The organism is Marinactinospora thermotolerans DSM 45154 (assembly GCF_900167435.1).
In the GTDB taxonomy this organism is placed as follows: Bacteria; Actinomycetota; Actinomycetes; order Streptosporangiales; family Streptosporangiaceae; genus Marinactinospora; species Marinactinospora thermotolerans.
Genome location: NZ_FUWS01000001.1, coordinates 400,927 through 425,152, shown reverse-complemented (window position 1 = coordinate 425,152; position 24,226 = coordinate 400,927). Strand labels below are relative to the sequence as shown.

Below are 24,226 nucleotides of genomic sequence, written 5' to 3'. Positions count from 1 at the left end.
GACCGGCTCACCCGTCGCGGCCCCCCGCGCCGGAGATATGCGGGGCGGTGCGTCGAAAGCACCCGCCCTGGTCGTCAGGGCCGGGGATTCCCCCGCGTTCCCGGCGCGCAGAGGGGCGGACGGACCTCGGTGCCGTCCCGGGCAGGCCCTTGCACGCTCGATCGGCAGAGGCGGGGTCGGACTGTCCGAGCCGGTCGAGGCACACCGATCTCACCCGGTCCGCCTCATCGGTCGCTTCGTGAGAACCCTCCTTCGGGACGGGCCGCCCACACGGGCGACGTCCACGCCGACGGCCCGCCCGACCGGCCGCCACGGGCACTCCGGCGGCGTAGGGTCCTAGGCGGTGCAACGCCGGAACCGACCGGTTCGGACGAGAAGGAGTGGTGGCCATGGTGAGGAAGCTCGTGCGGGATCGCGTTCCAGAGATCATCCGCGCCGATGGCGCGGAGCCGGTCATCACCGTCGCCGACGCCGAGGAGTACCGGCGCGAACTGCGCGCCAAGCTCGGCGAGGAGATCCGGGAGTACCTGGAGGCGGGCGAGGATACGGCGGTGGAGGAACTGGCCGACGTCTTGGAGGTCGTGTACGCGCTCGCCACCCTGCACGGCGCGAGCCCGGAGCGGGTGGAGGAGGTCCGCCGGGCCAAGGCCGACGAGCGGGGCGGTTTCGCCGACCGGCTCGTCTGGCACGGCAACCGCCAGCGGTAAGGACGCCGGCTTTCACCTCGGGCGGTGCCGGGCCGAGCGCCGCTGAGGAGCCGTCGAGCTCGCGGGCGGAACGGCGGCCGGACGGTGCGTGCCTCGCGTCCTGGGGGCCGGCCGTCGAGGGGACCCATCGGTCGAGGGGCCGTCGACGCCGGGTCGCCCACTCCGACCTCGCCCGACACCGATCCGCCGTACGGACTCCTCCGCGTTCCGCGCACGCTCGACGACCACGCCGGCCGTGAGCCCGGAGGAGGGACCGGACGCGGACGGCGCCTGCCCCCCTCCGGCCACCCGTCACGTCGGGACCGGCGCGCGAGAGGGAAGGCCGGGCCTGCGGTGGCCGGGCGCACCACTGAGCGCGTTCCCGGGTACACCGACCCGGGGTCTTCGCGTGGCCTCCACCGCCGTCCTGTCCGGAAGAACGACTCCGCCACGGCGAGCACCGGGCAGGGCGACGCGGGAGGTGGCGGGAACGGCCGGCTCTCAGCGACCGCCGGAGCCGACCGCGTCATCGGAGTCCCGCGGGAAGACAGCAGACCGTGGACGCACCCTCCAGCCGGCCTGGCCTCCCCTTGGAGTCCGTATCGCGCCCGTGGGAAGTGACGGCACGCCGAAGGAGACGGCCTGGGCGGCCACCGTCCTCGCCGTCCCACGCGGAGCTGTGGCTGCGCCGCGGTGGAAGGCGAGGGACCCAGGCCACGGTCATCCCGGCCGGCGGGGTCGGACGAGGGCCGCTCGCGATGTCGTGGCGGGAGCCGGGGAGCGGAGACCGCGCTCGAAGAACCGGGCCGGGCAACGACCGGAGCCGGCGCGAGGCCCCTGAGAGCGGCGGGACACCTCACGTCCTGTCGGGCCGGGAGGCCGAGGCCGATCTCAGGGAACCAGCCCCGGCCGATCGCCGCCTAAAGCCGGGGAGCGGGCCGGGCGCGCATCGCGCGGTCTCGGTGGGGAGGCGTCGCCCGCGCTCGTCCTCCGGCGCGTCGCGTCGCGGCTCCGGGACGGGCCGCCGGAGTCACGCGGAGCCGGGCGTGTCCGTCCGGGGACCGGGCGCGCGGAGGTGCCCGAGCGGACGGGGACGGCGGCTATCCGCGTGGGCGGTGGCGGCGGACGGCCCGGGCGTGGGCGTCGGTGAGCAGGTCCCGCACCCGCTCCCGGGTCGTGGGACCGGGATTGACGACGGCCACCCAGGACTGGGGGGCGTACACCGGGTGCGGGATGATCCGGTCGGTGACCGTGTAGTCGATCTCCGCGGCCTGGTCGGCGTGCGCGGCGGGCGGGTAGCCGACCAGCTCCTCGAAGGCGGTCCGCCCCACGGAGATGTTCAGTCGGAACACGCCGGGCCGGTTCAGCTCCGAGGCGGTGTCGAATCCGTCGTAGTCCTTCACGACGATCGTGGCGAACGGCATTCGCTGGGCGCCCATCCCCTCGCCCTCGGGGTCGTAGAGGAAGAACGTGTCCCCCCAGGCGATTTCGGGGGAGCCGTCGCCCTCGGCGGCGGTGAACGCGGTCACGCCCGGTAGTCCGGAGGTGAAAGCGATGATCTCTTCGGGGGCGAACACGGGCTCCTCGCCGGATCGGGCATCGGTGGTCGGGTCGTGGCGTGTGATCTCCATACCTTCGAGTTTCTCATTGAAGTCCTTATTGAACTTTGGGATCGTCTGTCTGCCGGATGACATGGGGGCGATGGAGGAAATCCTCAAATCGGTCTTGAAGCGGTCGGCGCCCTTCGGAGGCGGTCCGCCGCGGTACGCGGGAACGGCGCCGGTAGGCTCCGGGCCGGGTGAACGCTCGGGAGGGGAAGGCGCGTGGGCGACGGGGCGGGTGACGGTCGCGCTGTCCGCTGACGAGGCGCTGGTGCTGTCGGACGGGCTGGAACTCCTGCAGAGGACCGACCTGGGGAGCCTGGTCGACGATCCGGCGGTGTGGGCCCCGATCCATCGGATCGCCACGACGCTCGACACGGGGCTCCCCGACCCGTTCGCCCCCGACTACGCGCGGCGGCTGGAGGCGGCCCGCGGCCGCCTGTGACCGGAGCCTTGACGGGCGCCGACGTCTTCGGCGGCCGACACGTGCCTTCGGTAAGCGGGCCGGGCGCGCCCCCGAAGGCGGGGGCGCGCCCGGGGGCGGTCAGCTCGTCTCGCCGCTCGGAGGCAGGGCGATCAATGGGGGACGCCGCCCGAGTGTCCCCTGGTCGATGCGGCGCCACGCCGTGGCCCAGCGCTGGAACTCGGCCTCGTCGCCGCCGCAGGCGATGACGAAGGCGTTGAGCAGGGTGTAGCGGGGCAGCTCGTTGCCGCCGAGCATGGCGTGGAACGAGCTGGCCGAGCTGAGATGGCCGCAGTCATGGGCCATCTGCTGGAACGAGGGCTGGCCCGCCCAGCGCCGGTAGCGGCGCATCGCCTCGACGAACTCCGCCGGGGTACTGGCCTGCAACGGGTCGGGGCGCAAGTCGTATCCCTCAAGGTCGGCGACCACTCGGTGACGGTTCCTCTTGTCGGTGGAGGGGACGTCCACCTTGACCGCGATACGCAATTCGGTGCGTTCCTGGTGGCGGCTGGTCTCCTCGGCCACCACCGGGACGACGGGGACCTCGCCCCACAGGGTGCCGTCGGCGGCACGGCGGACCCGCCGTGGCTGGGCGTCGGCGGCGACCCGGTAGGTCGTGGGGCGCGCGACCGGGCGCAGCGAGCGGTTGGGGCCGGTGGGGTCGAGCAGGTCGGCTGCGCTCATCGTGCCTCCCGGGGCGCGACGCGCGCGGCGATCTCGCCGGCCAGGCCGAGCGCGGCCAGGCTGATCAGCAGCGCGGTGACGACGTCGTGGCCTCCGGCCTGGATCAGGCAGGCCAGTACCACCACCAGGAGGATCACGGTCACGCGTATGATCGGCGCGGCCGCAGTGAATTTCACGAGCATCGGCGCTCTTTTCTATGGAATTCCTCAACGAGGAGATTGCGTTTGGCCCAGACAATCCGGACGTGGGCCACGGAAAGAAAGCACGCCTGGGGTGGGAGACGGCGTGTTCGTAGCCTCACTCCGGAGGGCCGGTGCCCAGAAAGTACCGTATAAACAACGGCTTCGCTCGGAAAGAGTGCCTGATTCGTCACTCAGAGTCCATGGTGCGTGACATACGAATTCTGCTCCGTCCGGTGGAGAGTGAGACCTCGGCGTCCCGTTCATGTTCTGTTCCGTCCGGTCGCGTTTAAAGATGTCCAGAAACGTCCAGATGGCTCCACGCGCGTCCGAGGTGGTTTATGCCTCGCCGGCGCGGGGATGACGACGTTGGCTGTGAAATTGCTGAGAGGTGATTTACGGTCGGGTAGTATTTGGCGCATATGGCGTGAGCCATATGCGGTGCATGGAGCCGGTTGGCCCAGACAACGGGACGGCGACGAGCCGGGAGACCTCGGCGCCCTCCTACGGCCGGTCCTCGCATCCGGCCGTGCCCCCGCCGTTCGGGTGGGGACACGGCCTTCTTTCAGGTCTGCCGGCCCTCCGCACGGCCTTCCGCGGCCCTCGTGGACCGGTGCGCCGCCAGGTGGTCGGCGGCCCGGCGAGGGCGGCCGAACGGTCCAGGCCGCCTGCCGGCAACGGCGCCACGGGCCGTCCGCCGTGGGCGGGCCGACCTCGCCCCCTCAGCCGGAACGTCCCGGGTACCGGCATGACACGCGACCGTGGGGCATGAGGGCCGCACCGTTCCGGAGGCCGGCGCGGGCCACACCACCCGGTCGGGGTCGTCGGCCTCCGGCGCGCTCGTTGGGGGCTTCGCGGGCCGATGCCGGCGGTCGCGGCCCGCCAGGTGGGGCCGCCGGTGGACACCGTCCCGGCCACGCCCGGACCTGTCCCGGTTCGGTTCGGCGATGAGCGTCGTGCGTGTGGAAGGAGCCGTCCAGGGGTGCCTTCGGGGACGAGCAGGCACCAAGAGAGCGCGCATCGCGACGGTCACCGGCGACGAGGCGGCGGTTTCGTCCCCGGCCGGCCGGGCGGTGATTCTCGCCTGGGATGACGGTCCGGGTGGGGCCGGTGGCCGTGTGGTCGCTCATGCGGGACTCCTGATCGTCCTCGTAGGGGAGGGGCGCCTCGGTGTCCTGTGGGCCGGGTGAGAGGCGTGAAAACCAAGCTAGAGGCCGACGCGCCGCGCCGGCCGGACCGCGCGGGAACCTGTGGACGAACCCCGGCCCCGATTCCCCGGCGCGGGCGGACGGTTGCCGCGACGTCGCCCCGGGCCGCCGGGCGCCTGAAACGCGGCGCACCGGTCCGCGCCGCCGCGACCTTCTTCACGCGACCGTGTGCCCGGTGGGCCCGTCCACACGACGGGGCGCCACACAGGCGCCGTCGACCGGTCCCGGCGGTGACATCGGTGTCCCACCGGGCCGCCCGCCGTCATCGGGGCCGCGGAGAAGGAGCCGCGGACCAGGGAAGATCCACGGACACACCATCCCAGAACGGATCTGTCGCACATCTCCGATAGACATACGGCGTCGCAGATCGACGGACGGCACGCCCTTTCGCGTGCAGGTCCTCCTCATCCGTCGTTGGGAAGGTGATCCGTGGAATCCGAAGGCGTCGATGTCGGCGGGACGAGCGTGGTGGGCGTGGTCCCACCCGCCCGGCCCAGGAAACTGGCGAAGGTTCCCTTCGTCGAACTGGCCGACGGGAGACTGCAGGGGGTCGTGTCGAGCGGCTCCGACATCGCGCGGGTCTACGTCTCCTCGATCACGGCCGGTTCGCACGCGCTCAGTTGCGGCACCAACAACAACCGCCCCTGTGGAGGCCAGCAGGGCACCTTCCTGTGCAAGCACCTGAGGGCGCTGGTGGCCGAGGCCGTCACCCAGTTCGGCCTGCGCCGCGTGGCCGACTACCTGCGCGTCTCCGTCGACGGCGAGGCCGACGCCGACGCCCTGGTCGCCGCGCTCACCCCCGGCGTCGAGCCGTCGCCGCCGGCCGGCGTGGTGTTCAGCCGCTTCCTGCGTTACCTCACCTACCTGGAGCTTCCGGGCACCACCGCTCCGCTGCCCGAGATGCACTGGTTCCCGGCGAGGGGGGTGTCCCGATGAGCGTCCCGCCCGCGGCCCTCGCCGAGCTGACCGCCACCGACCCCTCCGGGGTGGCCGAGGCCCTCGATCTGATCACCGGCGTCGACGGCGCCCTCGAACACGGCCTGGGGCGCCCCGACCCGGCGCACGCCCGGGCGCTCGCCGACCTGGCGGGGGCCATGTCCGCCACCCCGCTCGGCGCCGTGGTGGGCGAGGCGGTCGAGACGATCGCCTCCGGAAGCATCGCCGACACCCAGACCGCGGCCCTGGCCGGCGGGCGCGGCGCGCTGGTCGGCGCGGTCCACGACGCCCTGCTCGCCGCTCTCGACGGCGCCACGGGACGCGCCCGCGACGAGGCCCCCGCCCCGCAGGAGCCCGCCGCCGACGGCGCTGCCGACGAGCGGTTCGGCGGTGTCCGTTCCTGGCTCACCGAACTCGCCATCAACGGCTGGCGCGGAGTCGACGGCGAGCTGGCCTCGGGCGCCGACCAGGCGATCGAGACGCTGCTGGCCGACCCGGCCCTGCGCCGCCCCGCGGTGCTGCTGGACGGACTGGCCGCCGAACTGCGCGCCTGCGCTCCCACCGCGACGATGGAGGGGCTGCCCACCCGTCGCTGGGCCGACCTGTGGGCCCGCGCCCTCGTGCTGACCCAGCGGGGAGCGCTGCCGGGTCCCGGCGCGACGGCCGAGCCGGTCACCGGCCGGCTGCTGCCCTTGGGCGTCGACGTCCACGAGCACGCCACCGCCGTCCAGGCCCAGGTCCACGCCGTCCTCGAACCCGCCGACGGGGGCCCCGCGCGGCTGGTGCGCACCGCGGTGTCCGCGGCCAAGGTCGACGTCATCGTCGGCCCGGCCGTGTGGGGGCTGCTGGCAGACCACCCCGTGCTGCTCGGCGCGCTGGCCGAGCAGTGCTCCCTGGAGGTCGCCGACATGCCTTTGACGGCCGGCGGCGACCTGCTGTGGGACGACGCCCTGGCCGGCAAGGGCGAGCCCGCCGACCCCTTCGTCACCGCGCGGGTCGCGCTGCCGGCCGCCGTCGCCCCGGCCGTGCCGCCGCTGGAGCGCCATCCGACGCGCATCGCCGAACCCGTCCTGCTGGAGGGGTACAAGAAGGCCGAGACCCCGCGGGGGCCCGCCTTCGACCTGGGCGACACCGTGCTGCCCGTGGCCACCGACCGGCTGCCCGCCTGCGGTCCGCTCACCGACAAGCTCGTCGCCTCCTCCTCGGCCTGTATCGGCCTGATGCGCTGGGACGCCGGAGGCTGGTCGGTACAGCCCTTGGCGGTGCAGGCGAAGGTCAAGCGGGTGCTCACCGGCGTGCACACCGGCGACTGGGCGCTGGGCCCCACCGACCCCAAGGTCGCCAAGGCCGAGGCCCGCTACGACGCGCTGGGCGTGCTGCGGGAACGGGCGGGACGGTTGTTGCGGCGGTGAGCGAAACAGTGGACGAGACCGTGACCAACCCCCACGAGAACCGGCGCCAGGTGCTGTACTGGCGGCTGCTGTCCCGGCTGTTCGGCGACGAGGAGCAGGCCGGGCTGGAGGCGGCGAGCGTCGCCGTCGTCGACGACATCGGGCTGCCCCCGGCCCTGCTGGACCCCTCGGTGTCGGTGGACAGCGTGGTACAGCGTTTCCCCGAGCTGGACGGCGCCTTCGACGGTCTGATGGCCGACGACGAGAACCCGGCGACGGACTCCGACGCCGCGCAGGTGGGCGCCGAGGAGGTGCGCCGCGCCGCGCTGGTGTCGAAGCTGCTGCTCAACGTGTTCGCGACCGGTTCGGCCGACGTCAGCGCCGCCCAGCTCGCCACCTGGCAGGCCGACGCCGGATGGCTGGAACGCGCCTGCGGCCACCAGCCGGGTGAATTGCGCTCGCGTCCCGGCGACACGGGTCTGGCCGGGGTGCTCGGCGACATCGAGGGCGACCTGGTGCGTCGGATGCGGCTGCGCGAGGTGCTGGCCGACCCGGCGCTGGCGGCGCGGCTGACGCCGAGCATGTCGCTCATCGAGCAGCTGCTGCACGACAAGGCCAACCTGTCGGGGGTCGCGCTGGCCAACGCCAAGGCGCTGATCCGCAGGTTCGTCGACGAGGTCGCCGAGGTGCTGCGCACCCGGGTGGAGAAGACCAGCGTGGGCCGCATCGACCGGTCGGTTCCGCCCAAGCGGGTGTTCCGCAACCTCGACGTGCAACGCACCATCTGGAAGAACCTCACCAACTACGACCCCGAGGAGCAGCGGCTCTACGTCGACCGGCTGTACTACCGGCACACCGCCCGGCGGGTCGAGCCGGCCCGGCTGATCGTGGTGGTGGACCAGTCGGGTTCCATGGTCGACTCGATGGTCAACTGCACCATCCTGGCGTCGATCTTCGCGGGCCTGCCAAAGGTCGACGTCCACCTGGTGGCCTACGACACCCGGGCGCTGGACCTCACCCCGTGGGTGCACGACCCGTTCGAGACGCTGTTGCGCACCAAGCTCGGCGGCGGCACCGACGGCACCGTCGCGCTGGAGGAGATCCGTCCCAAGATCACCGATCCGCGCAACACGGTCGTCGCCTGGATCTCCGACTTCTACGAGTGGCGTGAGGACGCGGTCTTCAGCGGCATGGAGTCCCTGCACCGCTCCGGCGTCCGCTTCATCCCCGTGGGCTCGGTGACCAGTGGCGGCCGGCAGAGCGTGAACCCGCGCTTCCGAGAACGCTTCAAGGACATGGGCACCCCCGTCCTGTCCGGGCACATCGACAAGCTCGTCTTCGAACTCAAGAACTTCCTCACCTAGGAGACCCCTCATGTCCGACGAAATGCTGCGCGCCACCGCCGAGGTCAAGTACGCCGACGAGCTGGAGTACCTGGAGTCGGTCGACGACGCCCCCAAGCCCTTCTCCTGGCGGCTCAGCCCCAAGATGGTGCGCCTGTTCATCCTGGGCTCCGAGCCCTCCGACGGGCTCGACCGCGAGATCCCGCAGAAATGGTTCGGCGACCGCACCTTCGTCGAACGCAGCATCGTGACCCTGGCCTCCGACCGCGGCCTGCTGCTCATCGGCGACCCCGGCACGGGCAAGAGCTGGCTGGCCGAGCTGCTGTCGGCGGCGATCTGCCGTGACTCCACCCTCGTGGTGCAGGGCACCGCCGGCACCACCGAGGACCACATCAAGTACTCGTGGAACGTCTCGATGGTGATCGCCAAGGGACAGACCCGCGAGTCCATGATCCCCTCGCCGATCATGACCGCGATGGAGAAGGGCGCCATCGGCCGCTTCGAGGAGCTCACCCGCTCCACCAGCGACGTGCAGGACGCCCTGATCTCGATCCTGTCGGAGAAGTACGTGTCGATCCCCGAGCTCGACGACGACAACATCGTCTACGCCAAGCCGGGTTTCTCGATCATCGCCACGGCCAACAGCCGCGACAAGGGCGTCAACGACCTGTCGGCGGCGCTGAAGCGGCGCTTCAACTTCGTGCGGATCCCGGTGGTCACCAGCAGGCGGAGCGAGGCCGAGATCGTCCGCTTCCGCACCACCGAGCTGCTGCGCCGCCACCGCATCGAGCTGGATGTGCCGCCCACGCTGCTCGACATCCTGTTGCAGAGCTTCGGCGACCTGCGCACGGCCGCGGCGTCGGCCAAGAGCGACGACGAGAAGCTGGAGTCGGCGCTGTCCACCGCGGAGCAGATCGGCGTGCTGGAGGACGCCATCCTGCACAGCCACTTCTTCGGCGACCGCACCCTGCGCGCGCAGACGCTGGCGGGCTCCCTGGTCGGTTCGCTGGCCCGCCGCAACCCCGAGGACCTGAGCATCCTGAACAAGTTCTGGCACGGCGTGGTCGAGCCGCGCAGCAAGTCCGACGGCGGCGAGTGGACGGACTTCCTCGAGGGCGGCAAGCAGGCGATCGAGAGCCTGTCATGAGCGGCGCGACCACCACGACCAGCCCCTTCCGCGCGCTGCGCGACCAGCTCGACGCCGCGGCCCAGGCGTTCGCCGACGCCCCCGACGCGGTGTCGGAGATCCTGTCGGGCATGGTCGACGACGTCGACCGGGCGCTGGCCGAGAGACTGGAGATCTTCCCGGTCTGCCACCACTCGCCGGCGTCGGCCCTGGCCATGGCCCGCCGGTTGCGCGAGAAGCGGCCCAAGGTCGTCTACCTGGAGCTGTGCGAGGACCTGCGCGACCTGCTGCCCGAACTGCGTAACTGCCGTCTCCCGGTGGCGTTGCAGGCGTTCGCCAGCGACCTCGACGGGTTCTCGCCGGGCGCCGGACCGCTCAGCGTGGTCGCCCCCATCACCGAGGCCTCCGCCGAGTATCAGGCCATCGCCTACGCCCTGGACACCCCGGGGGTCGAGCTGGTGCTGGTCGACCGGTCGGTGGACCACGTCTTCCAGTGGGACCCCGCCTACTCCGGTGACCCGGACGAGCGGCCCGCTGAGGGGGCGGGGGACGACGACGGCGACGGGGCGGCGATGCACGGTGGCGCGGTCGGCATCGAGATCGGTGACCTGAGGCCGCGCTTCGCCGAGCTGGAGGAGCACCTGCTGCACCACGGCAAGGTGCGGCACTGGTCGGAGTGGTGGGACCAGTACGTCGAGCAGCCGCTGGCCGGCGCCGACTACGACACCTACCGCCAGGTCATGGTGATGATCGGCAGCCTGTTCCGGCGCCTGTCCCCGGCCCGCGCCGAACGGATCGCCGTGGACGAGGACCGCGAGCGCTACATGTGGACGCGCATCCGCGAGCACCTCGCCGCCACCGGCACCGACCCGGCCGAGGGCATGTACGTGTGCGGCGCCTTCCACGCCGCCAGCCGGGTCGAGGAGTTCGGGGTCCAGCCGCGTTCCGAGGGCTTCGAGATCACCCCGCGCACCGCGACGACGTGGCTGTACGGGCTCATCCCCTCCAGCCACGCAGCCATCGAGGCGCAGTTCGGGCTCGCCGGCGGGTCGGTGTCGATCTCCGCGGCCACGTGGCGCAAGCACGTCTCGGCGGGTGGCGTCGCCCCCTTCCGGCTGAAGGGGCAGAAGGGGACGCCGGCCGGCAAGGCGGGGAGGAATTCCCGGGCCGCCGCGGCGACGGTCGGACCGGCCCCGGTCGCCGACCGGCTGTCGGGGTTCCTGGCCAGCCCGCCGACGATGGATCCGTTGGACGAGGCCGAGCTGCTCGGCTGGTGCGTCGACATCGTCCGCCTGGCCCGGCGCAACGGCTACCCGGCCAGCACCGCCGACGCCATCGCGGTGTATGAGACGTCGGTGCTGCTGGCGGGGATGCGCAACCGGGCCCGGCCCACGCCCTACGACTTCCAGGACGCGGCGGTCACCTGCATCGAGAAGGACACCGTGCCGGGACGCCGCGACGTGCGGCGCCTGTGCGAGATCCTGCTCGGCGGCGACCGGATCGGGGAGGTCGGCTACGACGCGCTCCCGCCGTTGGCCCGCGACGTCTACGACCGGCTGGAAGCGCTCGGCGTCGACCTGAAGAAGCGCAGGGTCCAGCGGGTGCTGATGGACCTGCGCGAGCAACCGGAACTGGAGCCGTGTTCGCGGCTGCTGTGGCGGCTGCGCCGGCTGCTGCCCCAGGGTGCGGTCCGGCCCATCACCGGAGCGCTCGGCCTGGGGGAGCGGTCGATCCAGGAGAGCTGGGATCTGTCGATCGGCCACCACCAGCGCGCGCTCATCGAACTGGGCTACGAGGGGGTCACCGTCGAGCAGGTCCTGGAGCAGCGGCTGCGCGCCGCGGCCTGGGACCCCAAGGCCGGCGCGGCGGCGGCGTTGGAGGCCGTCGAGGAGTCCATCCTGCTCCTGGACAACCGTCGGCTCACCGACGAGCTGGGCCGGCGCGCCGTCGAGCTGCTCGCCGCCGAACGGGCCGTGGACGACGCCCCCGAGGTGCTGCGCAGGTTCCGGCGGCTGCTGGGCCACTACCGGGCGACCGAGCCGCGGCTGCCGGCGTGGTGCGCCTCGTTCGTGACCACCGGATTCGCGCACTACTGCACGATGCTGCCGACCTCCTTCGCCACCGAGGAGACCGGGATCCGGCAGGTCGCGGCCATGCTCGGGTTCCTGCTCACCCTGGAGAACACGGCGCTGGCGCTGGGGTGCGAGCGTACCCAGCTCGAACTCGCGGTCAAGCAGTCGCATCCGGAGGAGCCCGCGAAGGTGGCGCTGCTGTGGGCGGCCCAGACCCGGCTGGGGGTGCTGTCCCGGGCGGAGTTGCGTGCGCGCTGCGCGGAGCTGCTGGGCAACCCGCTGGTCGTGCCGGCCTTCCCGCACTACCTGAGCGGTTTCGTGCAGGCGCTGTCGCCGGTGCCGGGGTTGGCGCCGTTCGTGGTGGAGGTGATGTCCGACGCCTTCGCGCGGCTGCCCGACCGGGTGCTGTTGCCGTGGCTGCCCATGCTGATCACCACGCTGCGCGAACACGCCCGGGAGATGGTGCCGGTGCTCCTGCGCGAGGCGGGGCGCACCTTCCCGGCCCGCCTGCCGGAGCTGGACGCGTGGACGCCCCCGTGGGCGCGCCCGGAAGGGGAGCCGGCGGTCGCGGCGTCCCCGGCCGTCGCTGTCCCCGCCGGTCCGCTCACCGACCTGCTCACCGCCCACCCCGCGAGCAGTGACGCGGTGGCCCGGCTGCTGGGGGTCGAGCCGGTGTGGCCCGCCGTGGAAGCGGACGTTTCGGCACCCGCCCATCCGGAGGCGGCCGCTCTGCTGGAGCGCCATCCGGCTCCCGCGGCGGCCTTGGCCGCGCTCTTGGCGGCCCCGCCCCTCGGGGCCTGACGGATCCGGCCGTCCCGGGACGCCCCGGGGCGGCCGGCCGCGTGTTCCGGGAGGCCGTGGGCTCCTCGGCCCCGGCGGACCGTAACGTTGAAAACGCGGCGCCGTTACCATTGCCGCATGTCGACCTCTCCCACGACGACCAGGCAGCGGATCCTGCGCGCCGCGTCGGAGCTGCTGGACCAAGGGGGGCGTGAGGCGGTCTCCACGCGGGCGGTGAGCGCCGCCGCGGGGGTCCAGGCGCCCACGCTCTACCGGCTGTTCGGGGACAAGAACGGCCTGCTCGACGCGGTGGTGGGCGCGGCCTTCGGGGAGTACCTCGCCGGGAAACGCGCCCTGGTCTCGACGGGGGACCCCGTCGAGGACCTGCGGCGCGGCTGGGACCTGCACGTCGCCTTCGGGCTTGACCGACCGCAGGTCTATGTGCTGATGTACGACCTGTTGTACGGCGGCGACCCCGCCGGCACGGCGGCCACCGCGGCCCGCGAGGCGGCCGCCCAGCTGCACCGGATAGTCGCCAGGATCGCCGACGCGGGCCGGCTGCGCATGAGCGTGCGGCGGGCGGCGCAGCTGGTCCACGGAACGAGCAGCGGACTGGTGCTCTCCCTCATCGCCACGCCGCCGGCGGAACGCGACATCGAGATTCTCACGGTGGCCAGGGAGAGCGTGCTGGCCACGATCACCACGCCCGGTGAGGGCGGGGTGGGGGAGCCGGGGGACGACGTGTCGGCACGGGCCGTCGCGCTGCGCGCCGCGTTGCAGCGACGGCCGGCGGGCGTCCTCACCGACGCCGAGCACGGACTGCTGGCCGAGTGGCTCGATCGGCTCGGTGACGCCCGGTCCTGAGGTCCGCCGGACCGATCCCCGGCGCTGCGTCCCGGCCGCCTTCCGGCGGAGGGGACGCGGCACCGGGGGAAACGCAGGAGAGGCCCGCCCCGGGGCCGCCGTCCGTGCCACCAGGGTGTGTTGTGGGGCGGCGAACGGTGGTCCGTGGCGCTTGCCGGGCAGACGCCCCCATCGCCACGGCCGGCCGCCCGGGAGCGGTGGGGCACCGGCCCGGGCGAGAGCGGTCCGGTCATCTCCACGGCGCGTGCCGGCACCGGCCGGGGATCCGTGTCCGAGACGGCCGTCTCAGGCGAGGCCCCCGTTGGCGTAGACGGTCTGACCGTTGACCCAGCGCCCGGGGCCGGCGAGGAAGGCGACCACCTCGGCGATGTCGGCGGGGGTGCCGAGCCGTTCGAGCGGGGTCATCCCGGCCATGCGGTCGATGGTCTCCTGGTCCTTGTCCTTGAGGAACAGCTCGGTGGCGGTGGGACCCGGCGCGACGGCGTTGACGGTGATGTCGCGGCCGCGCAGCTCCTTGGCCAGCACGGGACTGAGGGCGTCGACGGCGGCCTTGGTGGCGGAGTAGACGCTGTAGGTGGGGAGGGCCAGCCGGGGCACCGTGCTGGAGAGGTTGAGGATCGCGCCTCCCGAGCGGACGCGGCGGGCCGCCTGGCGGGCGACGACGAGGGTTCCGCGGATGTTCGTGCGGTGCACGAGGTCGAGGTCGTCGAGGTCGAACTCGGCCAGAGGGGCGAGGAGCATGACGCCGGCGGCGTTGACGACGACGTCCACGCCGCCGAAGGTCCGCTCGGTGGTGTCGAAGGCCGCGGCCACCTCGGTTTCGTCGGCCACGTCGGCCCGCACGGAGACGGCCTGTCCGCCCGCCTTGGTGATGGCGCCGACCGTCGCGGCGGCCGCCTCGTCGTTTCCGCGGTAGACCACGGTGACGGCCATGCCGTCGGTGGCGAGCCGTTCGGCGATCGCCCGGCCGATACCGCGCGAGCCGCCGGTCACGATCGCCACCCGGGCGGTGCTGTCGCCGTTCATGGGATCGTCCCCTTCCCTTTCGGTGATAACGATCATGACGCTATCACCGCTACATTATCGGTGCAAGGAAAATATTGTTATCGCCGATAACCGCAGGTTTTCCGTATCGTCGAGGCGTGGCGTCCCGCGTGATCGCCCTCGTGCCTCGACGTCGCGTGGAGTGTCGGCCCAAGCCGGATGGGGCGGTCTCGTCGCCGGTGTCGCGGGCGCGGAGACGAACAGGGGAGGGGCGCGCAGGGGAGGAGGGGACGGCGCGTCGCCCGGCACCCCGTCTCTGTCCTGGTGGGCGCCCGTCCTGGCGGCCATCGCGGGCGCGAGGGTGATGTGGGCGGGCCCGGAGGGAGGGGAAGAGCGCGGCGGTCCACCTCATCCAGGCGAGAGGGGCGAATCCGGTGCCGGAGACGAGAGGCCCTGTCGGCTTCGGCCTCTCCCGTGTCCATGAGAATCGGCGCGCCCTATCCGTCTTGGGATCACTCCGTTTCCGCGACGAGTTTTGGCACCATACCTCACTCCTGTTTCGGGAAGCGGGGTCCCGTCGCCCTTCGATCATCCCTGTTTGTCCGATTGGTTTATCTCCCTAAAATCGTTGGTATGAAAACAGCGTCAAAGGTCCGACGTGTTATCTGATCTCCTCGTGTAACGGAACGGGCGCCATCCCCTGGCGGACGGTCGCTCCACGGGCCTGCCGGCGAGGACGGGACAACGTCCCGCCTGGCGGGATGCCGATATCCGGAACCCCCGAAGGTGGACGGGCGACCTCCGTCGGTTTTTGCGACGGACCCCGCCGGCCTGACAGGAACCGGGTGAATTATCGAGGGCGGGATCCCGTGTTCCTCGCCCCATGGCGGACGATTGTTCTTCCCATGTCACATCAGGGACTTCGGGACATGTGTTCTCGCGGTTTTCTCCTTCATGTCGTTTTCGCGTTTGAAACACCGATGCCCCATGCCTTTTTCTCCATGGCGTGAGAAGCGCGGCGCGCGCTTTCTCGGCTGCCGGTCCCCCACATGACTCCCGACGAATTCCTTCCGCTGCTCGGCGGTCCTCCCGTCCGTCCCTTCGGGGGTGGGGCGTTCTGTTCCGCGAGCACGACCGGCGCCCCGGTGGGAAGGCGCGTCTACCGGCCCCGCCCGTCGACGCCGGCGGCCCTGTCGCCTCCGGACCCCTGAGGAGGGCGGTGGCCGAGGCCCCTCGGGCTCGTTCGGACCGAGGTCTTCGGCGCGGCCTGACCGGCGTCGCCCCGAGGCCCCGCCTGGCACCGGTGCCGCTCTGGGCGGACCCCGATCCTCCGCCCTCGCAGGCCCCCACCGCGCGGCCTTCGACAGATCCGCGCCCTCGGCTCCGTCCGCTCTTCGCCCGAGCCGGCCCCGGCCCCATGGCCACCCGGCCCTCTTGGCGCGCCCTGGTTCGAGCGCTCCTCCCAGTCCGCCGTCTCAGAACCGTGCTCCCACCTCATTCGCTCACCCAGGAGGTTTCCGCATGGCACATTCCGTCCAGTTGGACGACCTCGACCTCGACTCCCCGGATATCCGGACGAGACTGCGCGCCGCGGGCCCGGTGGCCCGGATCATCCTTCCCGGAGGACTCGCGGTCTGGGCCGTCACCAGCTACACCGAACTGCGTCAGGTCCTGGCCGACCCGGTCACGTTCGTCCGCGGATGGCGTAACTGGCGGGCCCTGGCGACGGGAGAGGCCGACCGCGCGCACCCGCTCGTCGGGATGCTCGCGGGCGTCGAGAGCATGGCCGCCTCCAACGGGACCGACCACCGTCGTGCCCGTTCGGTCCTCCAGGCGGCCTTCACCTCCGGCCGGATCGAACGGCTCCGTCCCCGCGTGCGGGAGATCATCGCCGACCTGTTGCGCCGTCTCGACCGGCCCGGCCGCATCGACCTCAAGGCCGAGTTCGCCTGGCCGCTGCCGGTCCAGATCATCTGCGAGCTCCTCGGCGTGGACAAGGGACGGGCACCGTTCATGGGCGACATCACCACCCGGGTCTTCTCCGGAGATCCCACGGTCGACGACGACGCCCGTGCCTTCCTCGGCGACCTGGCCGGCGGCAAGCGCGAGGCTCCCGGCGACGACTTGACCAGCGTGCTGGTGGCGGCGTGCGACCGTGACGGCCGGATCGCCGAGCACGAGCTCGTCGACAACCTCTACCTGCTCGTCGTGGCCGGCTTCGAGACGACGATGGGAGCCCTCACCAACGGGATACGCGCCCTCCTCACCCACCCCGACCAACTCGAACTGCTGCGCGGCGGCCGTGCCTCATGGAAGAGGGCCGTCGAGGAGATCCTGCGCTGGGACACCAGCGTCGCCCTGCTGCCGGCGGTCTTTCCCGCGCGCGATGTGGAGATCGGGGGTGTGGGAATCCCCGCGGGAGACCCCATCCTCCTCGCCTACTCCGCCGCCAACCGCGATCCCGCGGCCTGGGACGCCCCCGACCGGTTCGACGTCACCCGCGCCGGACGCGGGCACCTGGCCTTCGGCCACGGGGTCCACATGTGCCTGGGGGCGCCCCTGGCCCGGCTGGAACTCGGCGAGGCGCTTCCCGCGCTCTTCCACCGCTTCCCCGACCTGCGCCTGGAGGGAACCGATGAGGATCTGGGGCCCTCCTCCACCAGCCCGATCATGAACCATCCGCGCCGGTTGCCGGCCCGCACCCGTCCTCTATGAGACCGGCCCACGACCGCGCGTGTCCCGGTCCCGCGTCCAGGACACGCGCGAAGGTCCGCGCCCCGTGCCGGAGTCGTCGGCCGGCGACCGTGAACGGCCGCGCGGCCTCGCAGCGGCACCCGAGGCGGGGAGGAGGCGCAGGGGCCGGAGGGTTTCCGCGTGGAGCCGTCCGCCGAGCAGACTGTCGGTGCCGAGCGGGTCCGGGCGGGGCGGGGGCTCTCGCCGCTACGACGGGGCGTCCGTCCCCGATCCTCGGGGAGGCTCCCCGGATCCGGCGGCGAGGCCCGGCCCACGGGGCCGGGCCCGCGCGTGGGCCGCTTTGATAGGCTGCCCCCATGTCGAGTCCTGAGGCGTCCAGAGGCTAGCCACCGGTCACCCGGTGGCCCCTGTCGCCGCCTTCGACATTCGTCGCGCGCTGTCTCGCGCGCTCTTCGTCATTCTCGCGCACGCGCTGTTCTCCGGTGCTCCCTCCCGCTGTCCGGCGGTGGAGGGTGCGCCCGCGCGCGTGCGCCTCGCGGTGTGGGTCCGTGTGGCCGGTGGCTCGCAGCACCGGTTTCGACCAGTCATCTCATGGAGCCCACATGCGACGCAGACGAACACCCTCGATGCCACCCACCGTCTACCTGCTGGCCCTGGCGGTCTTCGCCCAGGGGACCTCGGAGTTCATGCTCGCCGGCCTCGTCGCCGACATATCCACCGACATGCGGGTCCCCTTGTCCGACGCAGGCTTGTTGACCTCGGCGTTCGCGGTCGGCATGGCCGTGGGGGCGCCGTTGATGGCCCTCATGAGCCGACGCTGGCCGCGCCGTTCGTCCCTGACCGTCTTCCTCGCGGTCTTCGCGCTGGTCCACGTCCTCGGCGCGGTGACCACCGATTTCGGGGTCCTCATGACCACCCGCGTCCTCGCCGCCCTGGCCAACGCCGGGTTCATGGCGGTGGGGCTGGCGACCGCGACCGCGTTGGTGCCGCCGAACGCGAAGGGGCGGGCGCTGGCCGTCCTGCTCGGCGGCACCACGATCGCGTGCGTCGCCGGAGTCCCCGCGGGCGCGCTCCTCGGTGAACTCCTCGGCTGGCGCTCGGCCTTCTGGGCGGTCGCGCTGGTCTCCCTGCCCGCGCTCGTCGCGGTCGTGACGTCGGTTCCCGCGGGGAAGACCGGGAACCCGGCCCCGGCAGGACGTCCCAGCGTCGCGACGGAACTGGGGACGCTGCGGCGTCCCCGGCTGCTGGTGACGCTCGTGCTGGGCGCGCTGGTCAACGGGGCGACCTTCTGCACGTTCACCTATCTCGCCCCGATCGTGACGGACGTGGCCGGCATCGGCTCCGCGTGGGTCGCGGCCCTGCTCGCCCTGTTCGGTGTGGGCTCCTTCCTGGGGGTTCGCACCGCTGGGCGCCTCTCCGACACCAGACCGTTGCCGCTGCTGGTCGGCGGGGGAGTCGCGCTGCTGCTCGGATGGGTCGTCTTCGCCCTGGCCGCGTCCATCCCCGCCGTGGTGGTGGCCCTCGCCTTGGTACAGGGAACGCTGTCGTTCGCGGTGGGCGGCACGCTGATCTCCCAGGTCCTCTACGCGGCCTCCGACGCGCCGACCCTGGGGGGAGGCTTCGCCACGGCGTCGCTCAACGTCGGCGCGGCGGCGGGGCCGTGGCTGGGGGGTATCGCCATCGCCGCGGGATATGGCCTGCGTTCGCCGTTGTGGGTCAGTGCCCTGCTCGTCGCCGGTGCCCTCGTGGTCGGGGGAGCGGCGTGGGCGATGGTCCGGGGTCGCGCGGGAGGCGCGCGGCCGGCGGTGCGGGAGACACCGACCCCGTGATCTTCGCCCGTCCTCGTCATCTCGGGTGACCGGCCGTCCGGTGGTGTGGTGCCGTCGGATGGCCGGGGCCGGACCTCAGCGGCCCTCCCGCTCGAGCCGGCCGTAGTGGCGGGCCAGGGCGTGGTAGGCGGCCTTGGGACGCCATGTCTCGGCCTGATCGGGGTCGCGCGCGTCACTGGTGACCGCCACGATCCCGAAGCCGGCGAGGTCGGCGTCGTGGCGTGGGTCGTCGGGGAGGTGCCGCAGCATCGGCTCGCTGAAGACGAAGACGAACGCGCCGTCGACGCCGGCCCGCTCGAACGTGTGCAGGCAGTCGATCAGGTACTGGGCCTGTGCCTCCTCGTCCCGGACGAGATCGCCGCGGATCACGGGAGGGCAGCCACGGTCGTCCAGTACGTCGAACCCCGCGGCGCCGCGCAGGTCGGCGCCCCGATAGGCGCAGCAGCCGAACTCGGTGACCAGTACGGGCCTGCCATGCCCCGTGCGCTGGGCGATGTGGTCGCCGTAGACGTCGCGGTTGTGCTCCTCGCGGTAGGTGTCCAGGCCGATGACGTCGAGCGACGCCCAGTCGACCGTCTCCCAGTCACCCGCGCCGTAGGTCAGCGGGCCGGCGAACTCCTCCCGCGCGATCGCGGCCAGCCGGGACAGGAGCCGGTCGAGCCGTCTGGTGTAGAGGGGCCTGCTCCACAGCAGGTAGGGCAGGAGCCTGCTCCTGCCCGCGAACGAACCGCCCGGCAGGAGGCCCCGCGCCGATAGCGTCAACTCGCATCCGAGGTTCACCCCCGCCGAACGGCCACGCGGGTCGAGCCGGTGGGCGGCGCGGGCGGCCTCGCGCACGCCGGCTTCGAGGTGCCGGCGGGGGGAGTCGAACCTGCGGGGCTGCAACCAGGCGAACAGGCCCAGATCGAGCGCCATACGTCCGGCGTCGAACAGCCGTCGCGGATCGGAGGACATGATCGTCACGGCGTTGCAGTTCAGCTCGTGACGGATCGCGGTGAGGTCGCGTCGGACGTCCTCGGGCCTCCAGTGGGGGCGGGAACAGAAGTCGCGGGTGTAGGCGACCCCCGCGTCGTAGCCGATCCCACGCCACCTCACGCCGGGTCCCTGAGAGGAACGCCGTGCGCCCGGTCCGTGGCCCTGTCACCGCGCCGGAGGGTGGCACGTGGCCGGAGCGGAGAGGTACGGGCGTCCTTCCGCGCCTTCCAGCCTCGGGGACGTCGACGTCTGGTCATGGATCCTCCCGTGGTCCGGGCCGCGCCACGAGGCTACCGGTCCGCGTCGCCCACGGGCAGCGCCGGCCGGGACGGCCACAGGACGCCGGCTTCCGGGGAGGGGCGGAACGCGGTCGCGGGCCGTGTCAACGGGCGGGAGGGGGCGTCGTCCTTGCGGTGCGCAGGGACGACGCCTGCTCGCGCAGCATGCGCACCCGGATGTCGCGGGCGGTGCGCATGTGGTCGCGGGCGATCGTCGTGGCGGCCTCGGCGTCACGGTCGGCGATGGCCCGGAGCAGGCGGGCGTGCTCGGCCAGCGCGGCCTCCCAGCGTCCCGGGGTCGACAGGGTGGACCGGGGCGTGCTCACCAGGTGGACGGGCAGCCGCCGCAACAGGTCGATGTGCACGGGGTTGTGCGTGGCCCGCCAGACCGCCTCGTGGAATTCCAGATTGGTTGCGGCACGGGTGCCGTCGTCCGGATCCTCCAGCGCCTGGTCGCGGGCGAGCAACCCCTCAAGGTGGGCGAGGTCGGCCACGCTGCGCGCGCCGGCCGCCTGCCGGGCGGCCTCGGCCTCCAGCAGGATGCGCGCCTCATAGATCTGCACGACCTCCTCGGGCCCCGGCGCGCGCACCTGGAGGCCGCGAACCCCCGCCTCCAGAAGCCGGTCGTGCTGGAGGCGGCGCAGCGCCTCGCGCACGGGAGTACGCGAGACGCCGAAGCGCTCGGCGACGGCGACCTCGCGCAGGGGCGTCCCCAAGGGAATGGCGCCCGCCAGGATGTCCGCCCGCAGCTGCTCGTAGATGTCCATCACACTCATGTGTCGCGCCGTCGTCCTCGCCTGGTCCGCTGTCGTCCCCGGCCGGTTGGGCGAGCGCTCCCGCCCGACGACCGGACGCCGTGCCGGAGGCCGGCCCGGTGCCGTCCGGGGAGCCGCCGCTGAAAAGCCCTCCCAGCATCTCACCGCCGACGAACGGTCCGGGAAGGGGTGCCCCCTGCGGCCGATCCCGGCCGTGCGGGCCGGCCGGTAGCCGCCGGAGGGGGCCGGGGCGGCACGGTGGGAAGTGGTGGCCGGTCCTTCGCCCTTGGGCGGGGTGAGCGGGGTGAGGCGGCCGTCCTCGACCGGGGGCGAGGAGAGACGTCGCGATCGGCCCCGGTGTCGAGACCACGGACCGTGGCGACGAGGGGGCCGACCGGAACTCCCGTGAGGCGGTCCGGTCCGCCAGGCCGCCGGCGGTGATGTCGCCGGAGCCCTCGCTCCCGTCCTCTCGGCGCGGCGCCGGACGCCTGGAGGACACCGGCGGTGGCGGTCATCGACGCCGTCGCCGCGCCCTCTCCGCCCGACCTGATCGTGGCCGAGGCGACGGCCACGCTGCCGGACCGCGCCTCGATGGCCGACCCGCGCGGGGCCACCCGGCGGACTCGCGCCCCCATGTCCGGCCGTCCCGGTAGGGACCTGGACGCCGCTTTCCGCTGTTTCCACGGTGGCCGGATCCTCGCGGCGCTGCCCTGAGACATCCGATCCGGCCGGAAACGCGGCCGCTCCGGCGTGGGCGAGCCGGCCGGCGGGGCGGGTGGCCGTTCTGTCGGCACGGCCACCCGCCCGCGCACGCCGGGGAGCGGGGGTCACACGGCGGGAACCGCTCCGGTCGCGGCGACGACACGGTCGGCGGTGGCCGACATGCCTCGCGCGTTGGGGTGCACCGGCGCCACCCCGTTCGTCGCGAAGACCCCCTCCACCCAGCGGTTGCGGGAGAGGTCGCACATGCCGTGCCCGCGCTCGTAGACGTCCACGTAGGTGGCGCCGGCCCGCTCGGCCTCCTCGGCGATCATCGCGTTCAGCGCGGTCTGCACCCCGCTGAGGTAGGGCGTGTCGCCGTAGGCGATGGGGACCGCGGGCCAGCACGCCCAGTCGGAGAACAGGTGCAGGTAGCCGACCACGTACACCTCGGCGTTGGGGCTGCGCTCGCCGATCTCGGCGTAGACCTCGGCGAGCCGCGGACGCAGCTCCTCGACGCGCTGGTGCAGTTCGTCTCCGTAGTGGTCCTCGCACGGGTTGTTCCGCGGATCGCTCAGGCTGAGGGCGGCGCAGGTGGTGAGGACCTCGATGAAGCCGAAGTCGTTTCCGCCGATGCCGACGGTGACCAGGTCGGTCTCAGGCGTCAGCGCGTCGAACTGCGCGGTCGTCCCCGAGTGCTGCGGGGTCCGCAGGTCGTCGATGACCGCGCCGCCGCAGCTCATGTCGGTGAACGAGGCCACGCCCAGGTCCTCGGCGACCAGGTGCGGGTAGTTGACGGCCGAGCGTTGACAGGCGGCGTCGGCGACGGGCTGGATTCCCGGCCCGGAGGTGAAGGAGTCGCCGAGCGCGACGTAGTCGACGTCCTGGGCGGCCCGCGCCGGGGAGACCCCCAGCAGGGTGGTCGTGAGCGCGGCGGCACCGAGTACGGCCACGGCGCGGGCGAGCAGGCGCGGGGCCGGGCCACGGCGGGAGGCGGCGGGGGATGTTGCGTCGAGGGACATGCGCATCTCCTCTGTGGGCGCCCGATCGGGGGAACGGGGGAGGGCGCCTGGGGGAGATACTGACGGTGCTCCACCCGGCGCGGTAAGTAACCTGCCGGTAACTTTTCCGTGGGCGGCTCCGGTCCCGCGCCCCGGATCCGGTCCACCGTGCCGCGTGGACCCGCGGCCGTCCGTCGGAGAGGTGGTCTCCCTCCCCGGCATGCTCCGTCTCTCCGCTGAGGCCGGGGGTGTTCCCCGCCCTGGCCGGCCAGGCGCGCGGCCCTCTCGCGGCCGGGGGCCTGGCCGGGGTCCGGTCGTGAGAGGAGGCGTCGCCGGGCCGCCGCGTCTGCCCGCTCTCTTCCCGCGCGACGCTTACGGCCGCGGAAGGCGGGTCCTGTTCCCCGGTCGTTCCCGGAAGGTCGGGCAATCCGCGGCCGAAGCGGCGGGCGACGGAAAGCGCGAATTCGACACGCGCTGTTTCCGGAGCCATTTCAGCGGGATAACGGGGAGTTCAACGAAATGCCCTGGCGGGTCTGATCGAAGAAAATCGGTCTTGAAACGACCGCGTCGGGTCATTAGTCTGCTCGACCGTACCGGAAAATCGGCGACCGTCCTCGCGTGGAGGTCGAAGAGGCGGAACGGGTCACCCCCTCCCTTCTCGCCGCGCGCCATGAATGCCAGACCCCGCCACCCCGTGTGACGAGGGCGGGGCCGCCCCGTCCGCAGGAGCGGGGGTGGCGGTGCGACCGCCAACGTCACGAATCGAAGGGTTCCCCCATGCCCGATTCCGAGCGCGGAAACGCGCACGTGTCGATTTCCGGAAAAGGCCGAGGTGGAAAGGGGGGAGGGCGTCGCGGCCGTTTCCTTTTCGCGCGTTCTCTCGTCGTCGCCGCCCTGCTCGTCCTGGTTCCGGCGTCTCCCGCTTTCGCCGCACCACCCCCGGCACTTCCCGCCAACGCGCCCGAGGCCGACCGGAAGTGGCAACCGGCCTTCGATTACGACACCGACGGCTGTTACCCGACCCCGGCCATCGGTCCCGACGGGACCCTCAATGGGGGTCTCAACACCTCGGGGGCCCTCAACGGGAACTGCCGCGACCAGTCCGATCTCGACAACACCAACTCCTACTCGCGTTCCAGGTGCGACGACAGCGGCTGGTGCGCCTACATGTACGCCCTCTACTTCGAGAAGGACCAGACCCTGCCCGGCTGCTGTGGCCACCGGCACGACCTCGAGCACGTCGTGGTGTGGGTGAGGGACGGACAGGCCCACTACGTCTCGGCGTCGGCCCACGGCGACTACCACACCAGACCCGCCTCCCAGGTCCGCTGGGAGGGGACCCACGCCAAGATCGTCTACCACAAGGACGGGGCGAGCACCCACGCCTTCCGGTTCGCCGCGGCCCACGACGACCCGCCGGAGAACCACTACGGGCAGTGGCAGTACCCGGACCTCGTCGGCTGGGAGGGATATCCCCCCGGCATCCGGGACCGGTTCACCTCCGCCGACTTCGGCAGCGCCACGCTCGACCTCAAGGACGGTGTGTTCGAATCGGCCCTGGAACGGGCCCGGCCCGCGGGCATCGATTTCGACCCCCGCCAGTGAGCCGGATCCGCCCCGCCCCGATGGGAGCGGGGTGGAGGCGTGGACGAGGCGGGGCCGCCGCGGCGTGGGGACG

The 24,226-nt window shown here is 72.6% G+C and carries 19 protein-coding genes; 12 read left to right on the top strand and 7 right to left on the bottom strand.

The window, feature by feature from the left end; translation table 11 throughout:
* Positions 1-389: 389 nt before the first annotated feature.
* Entirely contained in the window at positions 390-707 is a 318-nt protein-coding gene (locus B5D66_RS01870) for a nucleoside triphosphate pyrophosphohydrolase (protein ID WP_078759793.1), read from the top strand.
* A 1,079-nt stretch (positions 708-1,786) separates the two neighbouring features.
* On the opposite strand, the gene B5D66_RS01865 is transcribed toward B5D66_RS01870, so the two are convergent.
* Positions 1,787-2,317 (bottom strand): DUF6194 family protein, encoded by a 531-nt coding sequence (locus B5D66_RS01865; protein WP_235000636.1) that lies wholly within the window; start codon positions 2,315-2,317, stop codon positions 1,787-1,789.
* A gap of 208 nt (positions 2,318-2,525) precedes the next feature.
* Between B5D66_RS01865 and B5D66_RS01860 the strand changes: the two genes are divergently transcribed.
* Positions 2,526-2,732, top strand: coding sequence for a hypothetical protein (locus B5D66_RS01860; RefSeq protein ID WP_078759792.1), 207 nt, complete (start codon positions 2,526-2,528; stop codon positions 2,730-2,732).
* Positions 2,733-2,831: 99 nt separating this feature from the next.
* Here B5D66_RS01860 and B5D66_RS25860 read toward each other — a convergent pair whose 3' ends face one another.
* Positions 2,832-3,434, bottom strand: coding sequence for a hypothetical protein (locus tag B5D66_RS25860; protein WP_235000635.1), 603 nt, complete (start codon positions 3,432-3,434; stop codon positions 2,832-2,834).
* On the bottom strand, positions 3,431-3,577 hold the full coding sequence (locus B5D66_RS25370; protein WP_159457194.1) for a hypothetical protein: 147 nt from the start codon (positions 3,575-3,577) through the stop codon (positions 3,431-3,433). Before B5D66_RS25370 ends, B5D66_RS25860 begins: the two co-directional genes overlap by 4 nt.
* A gap of 1,673 nt (positions 3,578-5,250) precedes the next feature.
* On the opposite strand from B5D66_RS25370, the gene B5D66_RS01845 reads away from it, so the two are divergent.
* The 6 genes from B5D66_RS01845 (at position 5,251) to B5D66_RS01820 (ending at position 13,333) form a co-directional block, all read left to right on the top strand.
* Positions 5,251-5,757: a hypothetical protein gene (locus B5D66_RS01845; RefSeq protein ID WP_078759790.1), complete on the top strand. Its 507-nt coding sequence runs from the start codon at positions 5,251-5,253 to the stop codon at positions 5,755-5,757.
* Positions 5,754-7,169 carry a hypothetical protein gene (locus tag B5D66_RS01840; protein WP_078759789.1) on the top strand — a complete coding sequence of 472 codons (1,416 nt, stop codon included), beginning with the start codon at positions 5,754-5,756 and terminating at the stop codon, positions 7,167-7,169. Before B5D66_RS01845 ends, B5D66_RS01840 begins: the two co-directional genes overlap by 4 nt.
* Complete coding sequence (locus B5D66_RS01835) at positions 7,166-8,512, top strand: VWA domain-containing protein (RefSeq protein WP_078759788.1); 1,347 nt, start codon at positions 7,166-7,168, stop codon at positions 8,510-8,512. Before B5D66_RS01840 ends, B5D66_RS01835 begins: the two co-directional genes overlap by 4 nt.
* 10 nt (positions 8,513-8,522) lie before the next feature.
* Positions 8,523-9,638: an ATP-binding protein gene (locus tag B5D66_RS01830; protein WP_078759787.1), complete on the top strand. Its 1,116-nt coding sequence runs from the start codon at positions 8,523-8,525 to the stop codon at positions 9,636-9,638.
* Positions 9,635-12,490 carry a DUF5682 family protein gene (locus tag B5D66_RS01825; protein WP_078759786.1) on the top strand — a complete coding sequence of 952 codons (2,856 nt, stop codon included), beginning with the start codon at positions 9,635-9,637 and terminating at the stop codon, positions 12,488-12,490. The genes B5D66_RS01830 and B5D66_RS01825 overlap by 4 nt, the downstream gene beginning before the upstream one ends.
* Before the next feature lie 117 nt (positions 12,491-12,607).
* On the top strand, positions 12,608-13,333 hold the full coding sequence (locus tag B5D66_RS01820) for a TetR/AcrR family transcriptional regulator (RefSeq protein WP_078759785.1): 726 nt from the start codon (positions 12,608-12,610) through the stop codon (positions 13,331-13,333).
* Positions 13,334-13,618: 285 nt separating this feature from the next.
* On the opposite strand, the gene B5D66_RS01815 is transcribed toward B5D66_RS01820, so the two are convergent.
* Positions 13,619-14,359, bottom strand: coding sequence for an SDR family oxidoreductase (locus tag B5D66_RS01815; RefSeq protein WP_078759784.1), 741 nt, complete (start codon positions 14,357-14,359; stop codon positions 13,619-13,621).
* A gap of 1,479 nt (positions 14,360-15,838) precedes the next feature.
* Between B5D66_RS01815 and B5D66_RS01810 the strand changes: the two genes are divergently transcribed.
* Positions 15,839-17,032: a cytochrome P450 family protein gene (locus tag B5D66_RS01810; protein ID WP_078759783.1), complete on the top strand. Its 1,194-nt coding sequence runs from the start codon at positions 15,839-15,841 to the stop codon at positions 17,030-17,032.
* A gap of 605 nt (positions 17,033-17,637) precedes the next feature.
* Complete coding sequence (locus tag B5D66_RS01805) at positions 17,638-18,840, top strand: Cmx/CmrA family chloramphenicol efflux MFS transporter (protein ID WP_078759782.1); 1,203 nt, start codon at positions 17,638-17,640, stop codon at positions 18,838-18,840.
* A 75-nt stretch (positions 18,841-18,915) separates the two neighbouring features.
* Here B5D66_RS01805 and B5D66_RS01800 read toward each other — a convergent pair whose 3' ends face one another.
* Positions 18,916-19,935 carry a hypothetical protein gene (locus tag B5D66_RS01800; protein WP_078759781.1) on the bottom strand — a complete coding sequence of 340 codons (1,020 nt, stop codon included), beginning with the start codon at positions 19,933-19,935 and terminating at the stop codon, positions 18,916-18,918.
* Positions 19,936-20,197: 262 nt separating this feature from the next.
* On the bottom strand, positions 20,198-20,869 hold the full coding sequence (locus tag B5D66_RS01795) for a GntR family transcriptional regulator (RefSeq protein ID WP_078759780.1): 672 nt from the start codon (positions 20,867-20,869) through the stop codon (positions 20,198-20,200).
* Between the two features lie 483 nt (positions 20,870-21,352).
* On the opposite strand from B5D66_RS01795, the gene B5D66_RS01790 reads away from it, so the two are divergent.
* A complete protein-coding gene (locus B5D66_RS01790) occupies positions 21,353-21,562 on the top strand; it encodes a hypothetical protein (RefSeq protein ID WP_078759779.1) in 210 nt (69 codons plus the stop codon).
* Between the two features lie 113 nt (positions 21,563-21,675).
* On the opposite strand, the gene B5D66_RS01785 is transcribed toward B5D66_RS01790, so the two are convergent.
* Positions 21,676-22,569, bottom strand: coding sequence for an SGNH/GDSL hydrolase family protein (locus tag B5D66_RS01785; RefSeq protein WP_078759778.1), 894 nt, complete (start codon positions 22,567-22,569; stop codon positions 21,676-21,678).
* A 756-nt stretch (positions 22,570-23,325) separates the two neighbouring features.
* On the opposite strand from B5D66_RS01785, the gene B5D66_RS01780 reads away from it, so the two are divergent.
* Complete coding sequence (locus tag B5D66_RS01780) at positions 23,326-24,153, top strand: NPP1 family protein (RefSeq protein WP_078759777.1); 828 nt, start codon at positions 23,326-23,328, stop codon at positions 24,151-24,153.
* The last annotated feature ends 73 nt before the right edge of the window (positions 24,154-24,226 follow it).

Excerpts from the sequence above, each read along its gene's own strand:
- B5D66_RS01795 (WP_078759780.1), bottom strand. The coding sequence starts at position 20,869 with ATGAGTGTGATGGACATCTACGAGCAGCTGCGGGCGGACATCCTGGCG.
- B5D66_RS01810 (WP_078759783.1), top strand. The coding sequence starts at position 15,839 with ATGGCACATTCCGTCCAGTTGGACGACCTCGACCTCGACTCCCCGGAT.
- B5D66_RS01785 (WP_078759778.1), bottom strand. The coding sequence starts at position 22,569 with ATGTCCCTCGACGCAACATCCCCCGCCGCCTCCCGCCGTGGCCCGGCC.
- B5D66_RS01780 (WP_078759777.1), top strand. The coding sequence starts at position 23,326 with ATGCCCGATTCCGAGCGCGGAAACGCGCACGTGTCGATTTCCGGAAAA.
- B5D66_RS01830 (WP_078759787.1), top strand. The coding sequence starts at position 8,523 with ATGTCCGACGAAATGCTGCGCGCCACCGCCGAGGTCAAGTACGCCGAC.
- B5D66_RS25860 (WP_235000635.1), bottom strand. The coding sequence starts at position 3,434 with ATGAGCGCAGCCGACCTGCTCGACCCCACCGGCCCCAACCGCTCGCTG.
- B5D66_RS01825 (WP_078759786.1), top strand. The coding sequence starts at position 9,635 with ATGAGCGGCGCGACCACCACGACCAGCCCCTTCCGCGCGCTGCGCGAC.
- B5D66_RS01840 (WP_078759789.1), top strand. The coding sequence starts at position 5,754 with ATGAGCGTCCCGCCCGCGGCCCTCGCCGAGCTGACCGCCACCGACCCC.
- B5D66_RS01805 (WP_078759782.1), top strand. The coding sequence starts at position 17,638 with ATGCCACCCACCGTCTACCTGCTGGCCCTGGCGGTCTTCGCCCAGGGG.
- B5D66_RS01865 (WP_235000636.1), bottom strand. The coding sequence starts at position 2,317 with ATGGAGATCACACGCCACGACCCGACCACCGATGCCCGATCCGGCGAG.
- B5D66_RS01820 (WP_078759785.1), top strand. The coding sequence starts at position 12,608 with ATGTCGACCTCTCCCACGACGACCAGGCAGCGGATCCTGCGCGCCGCG.
- B5D66_RS01815 (WP_078759784.1), bottom strand. The coding sequence starts at position 14,359 with ATGAACGGCGACAGCACCGCCCGGGTGGCGATCGTGACCGGCGGCTCG.
- B5D66_RS01870 (WP_078759793.1), top strand. The coding sequence starts at position 390 with ATGGTGAGGAAGCTCGTGCGGGATCGCGTTCCAGAGATCATCCGCGCC.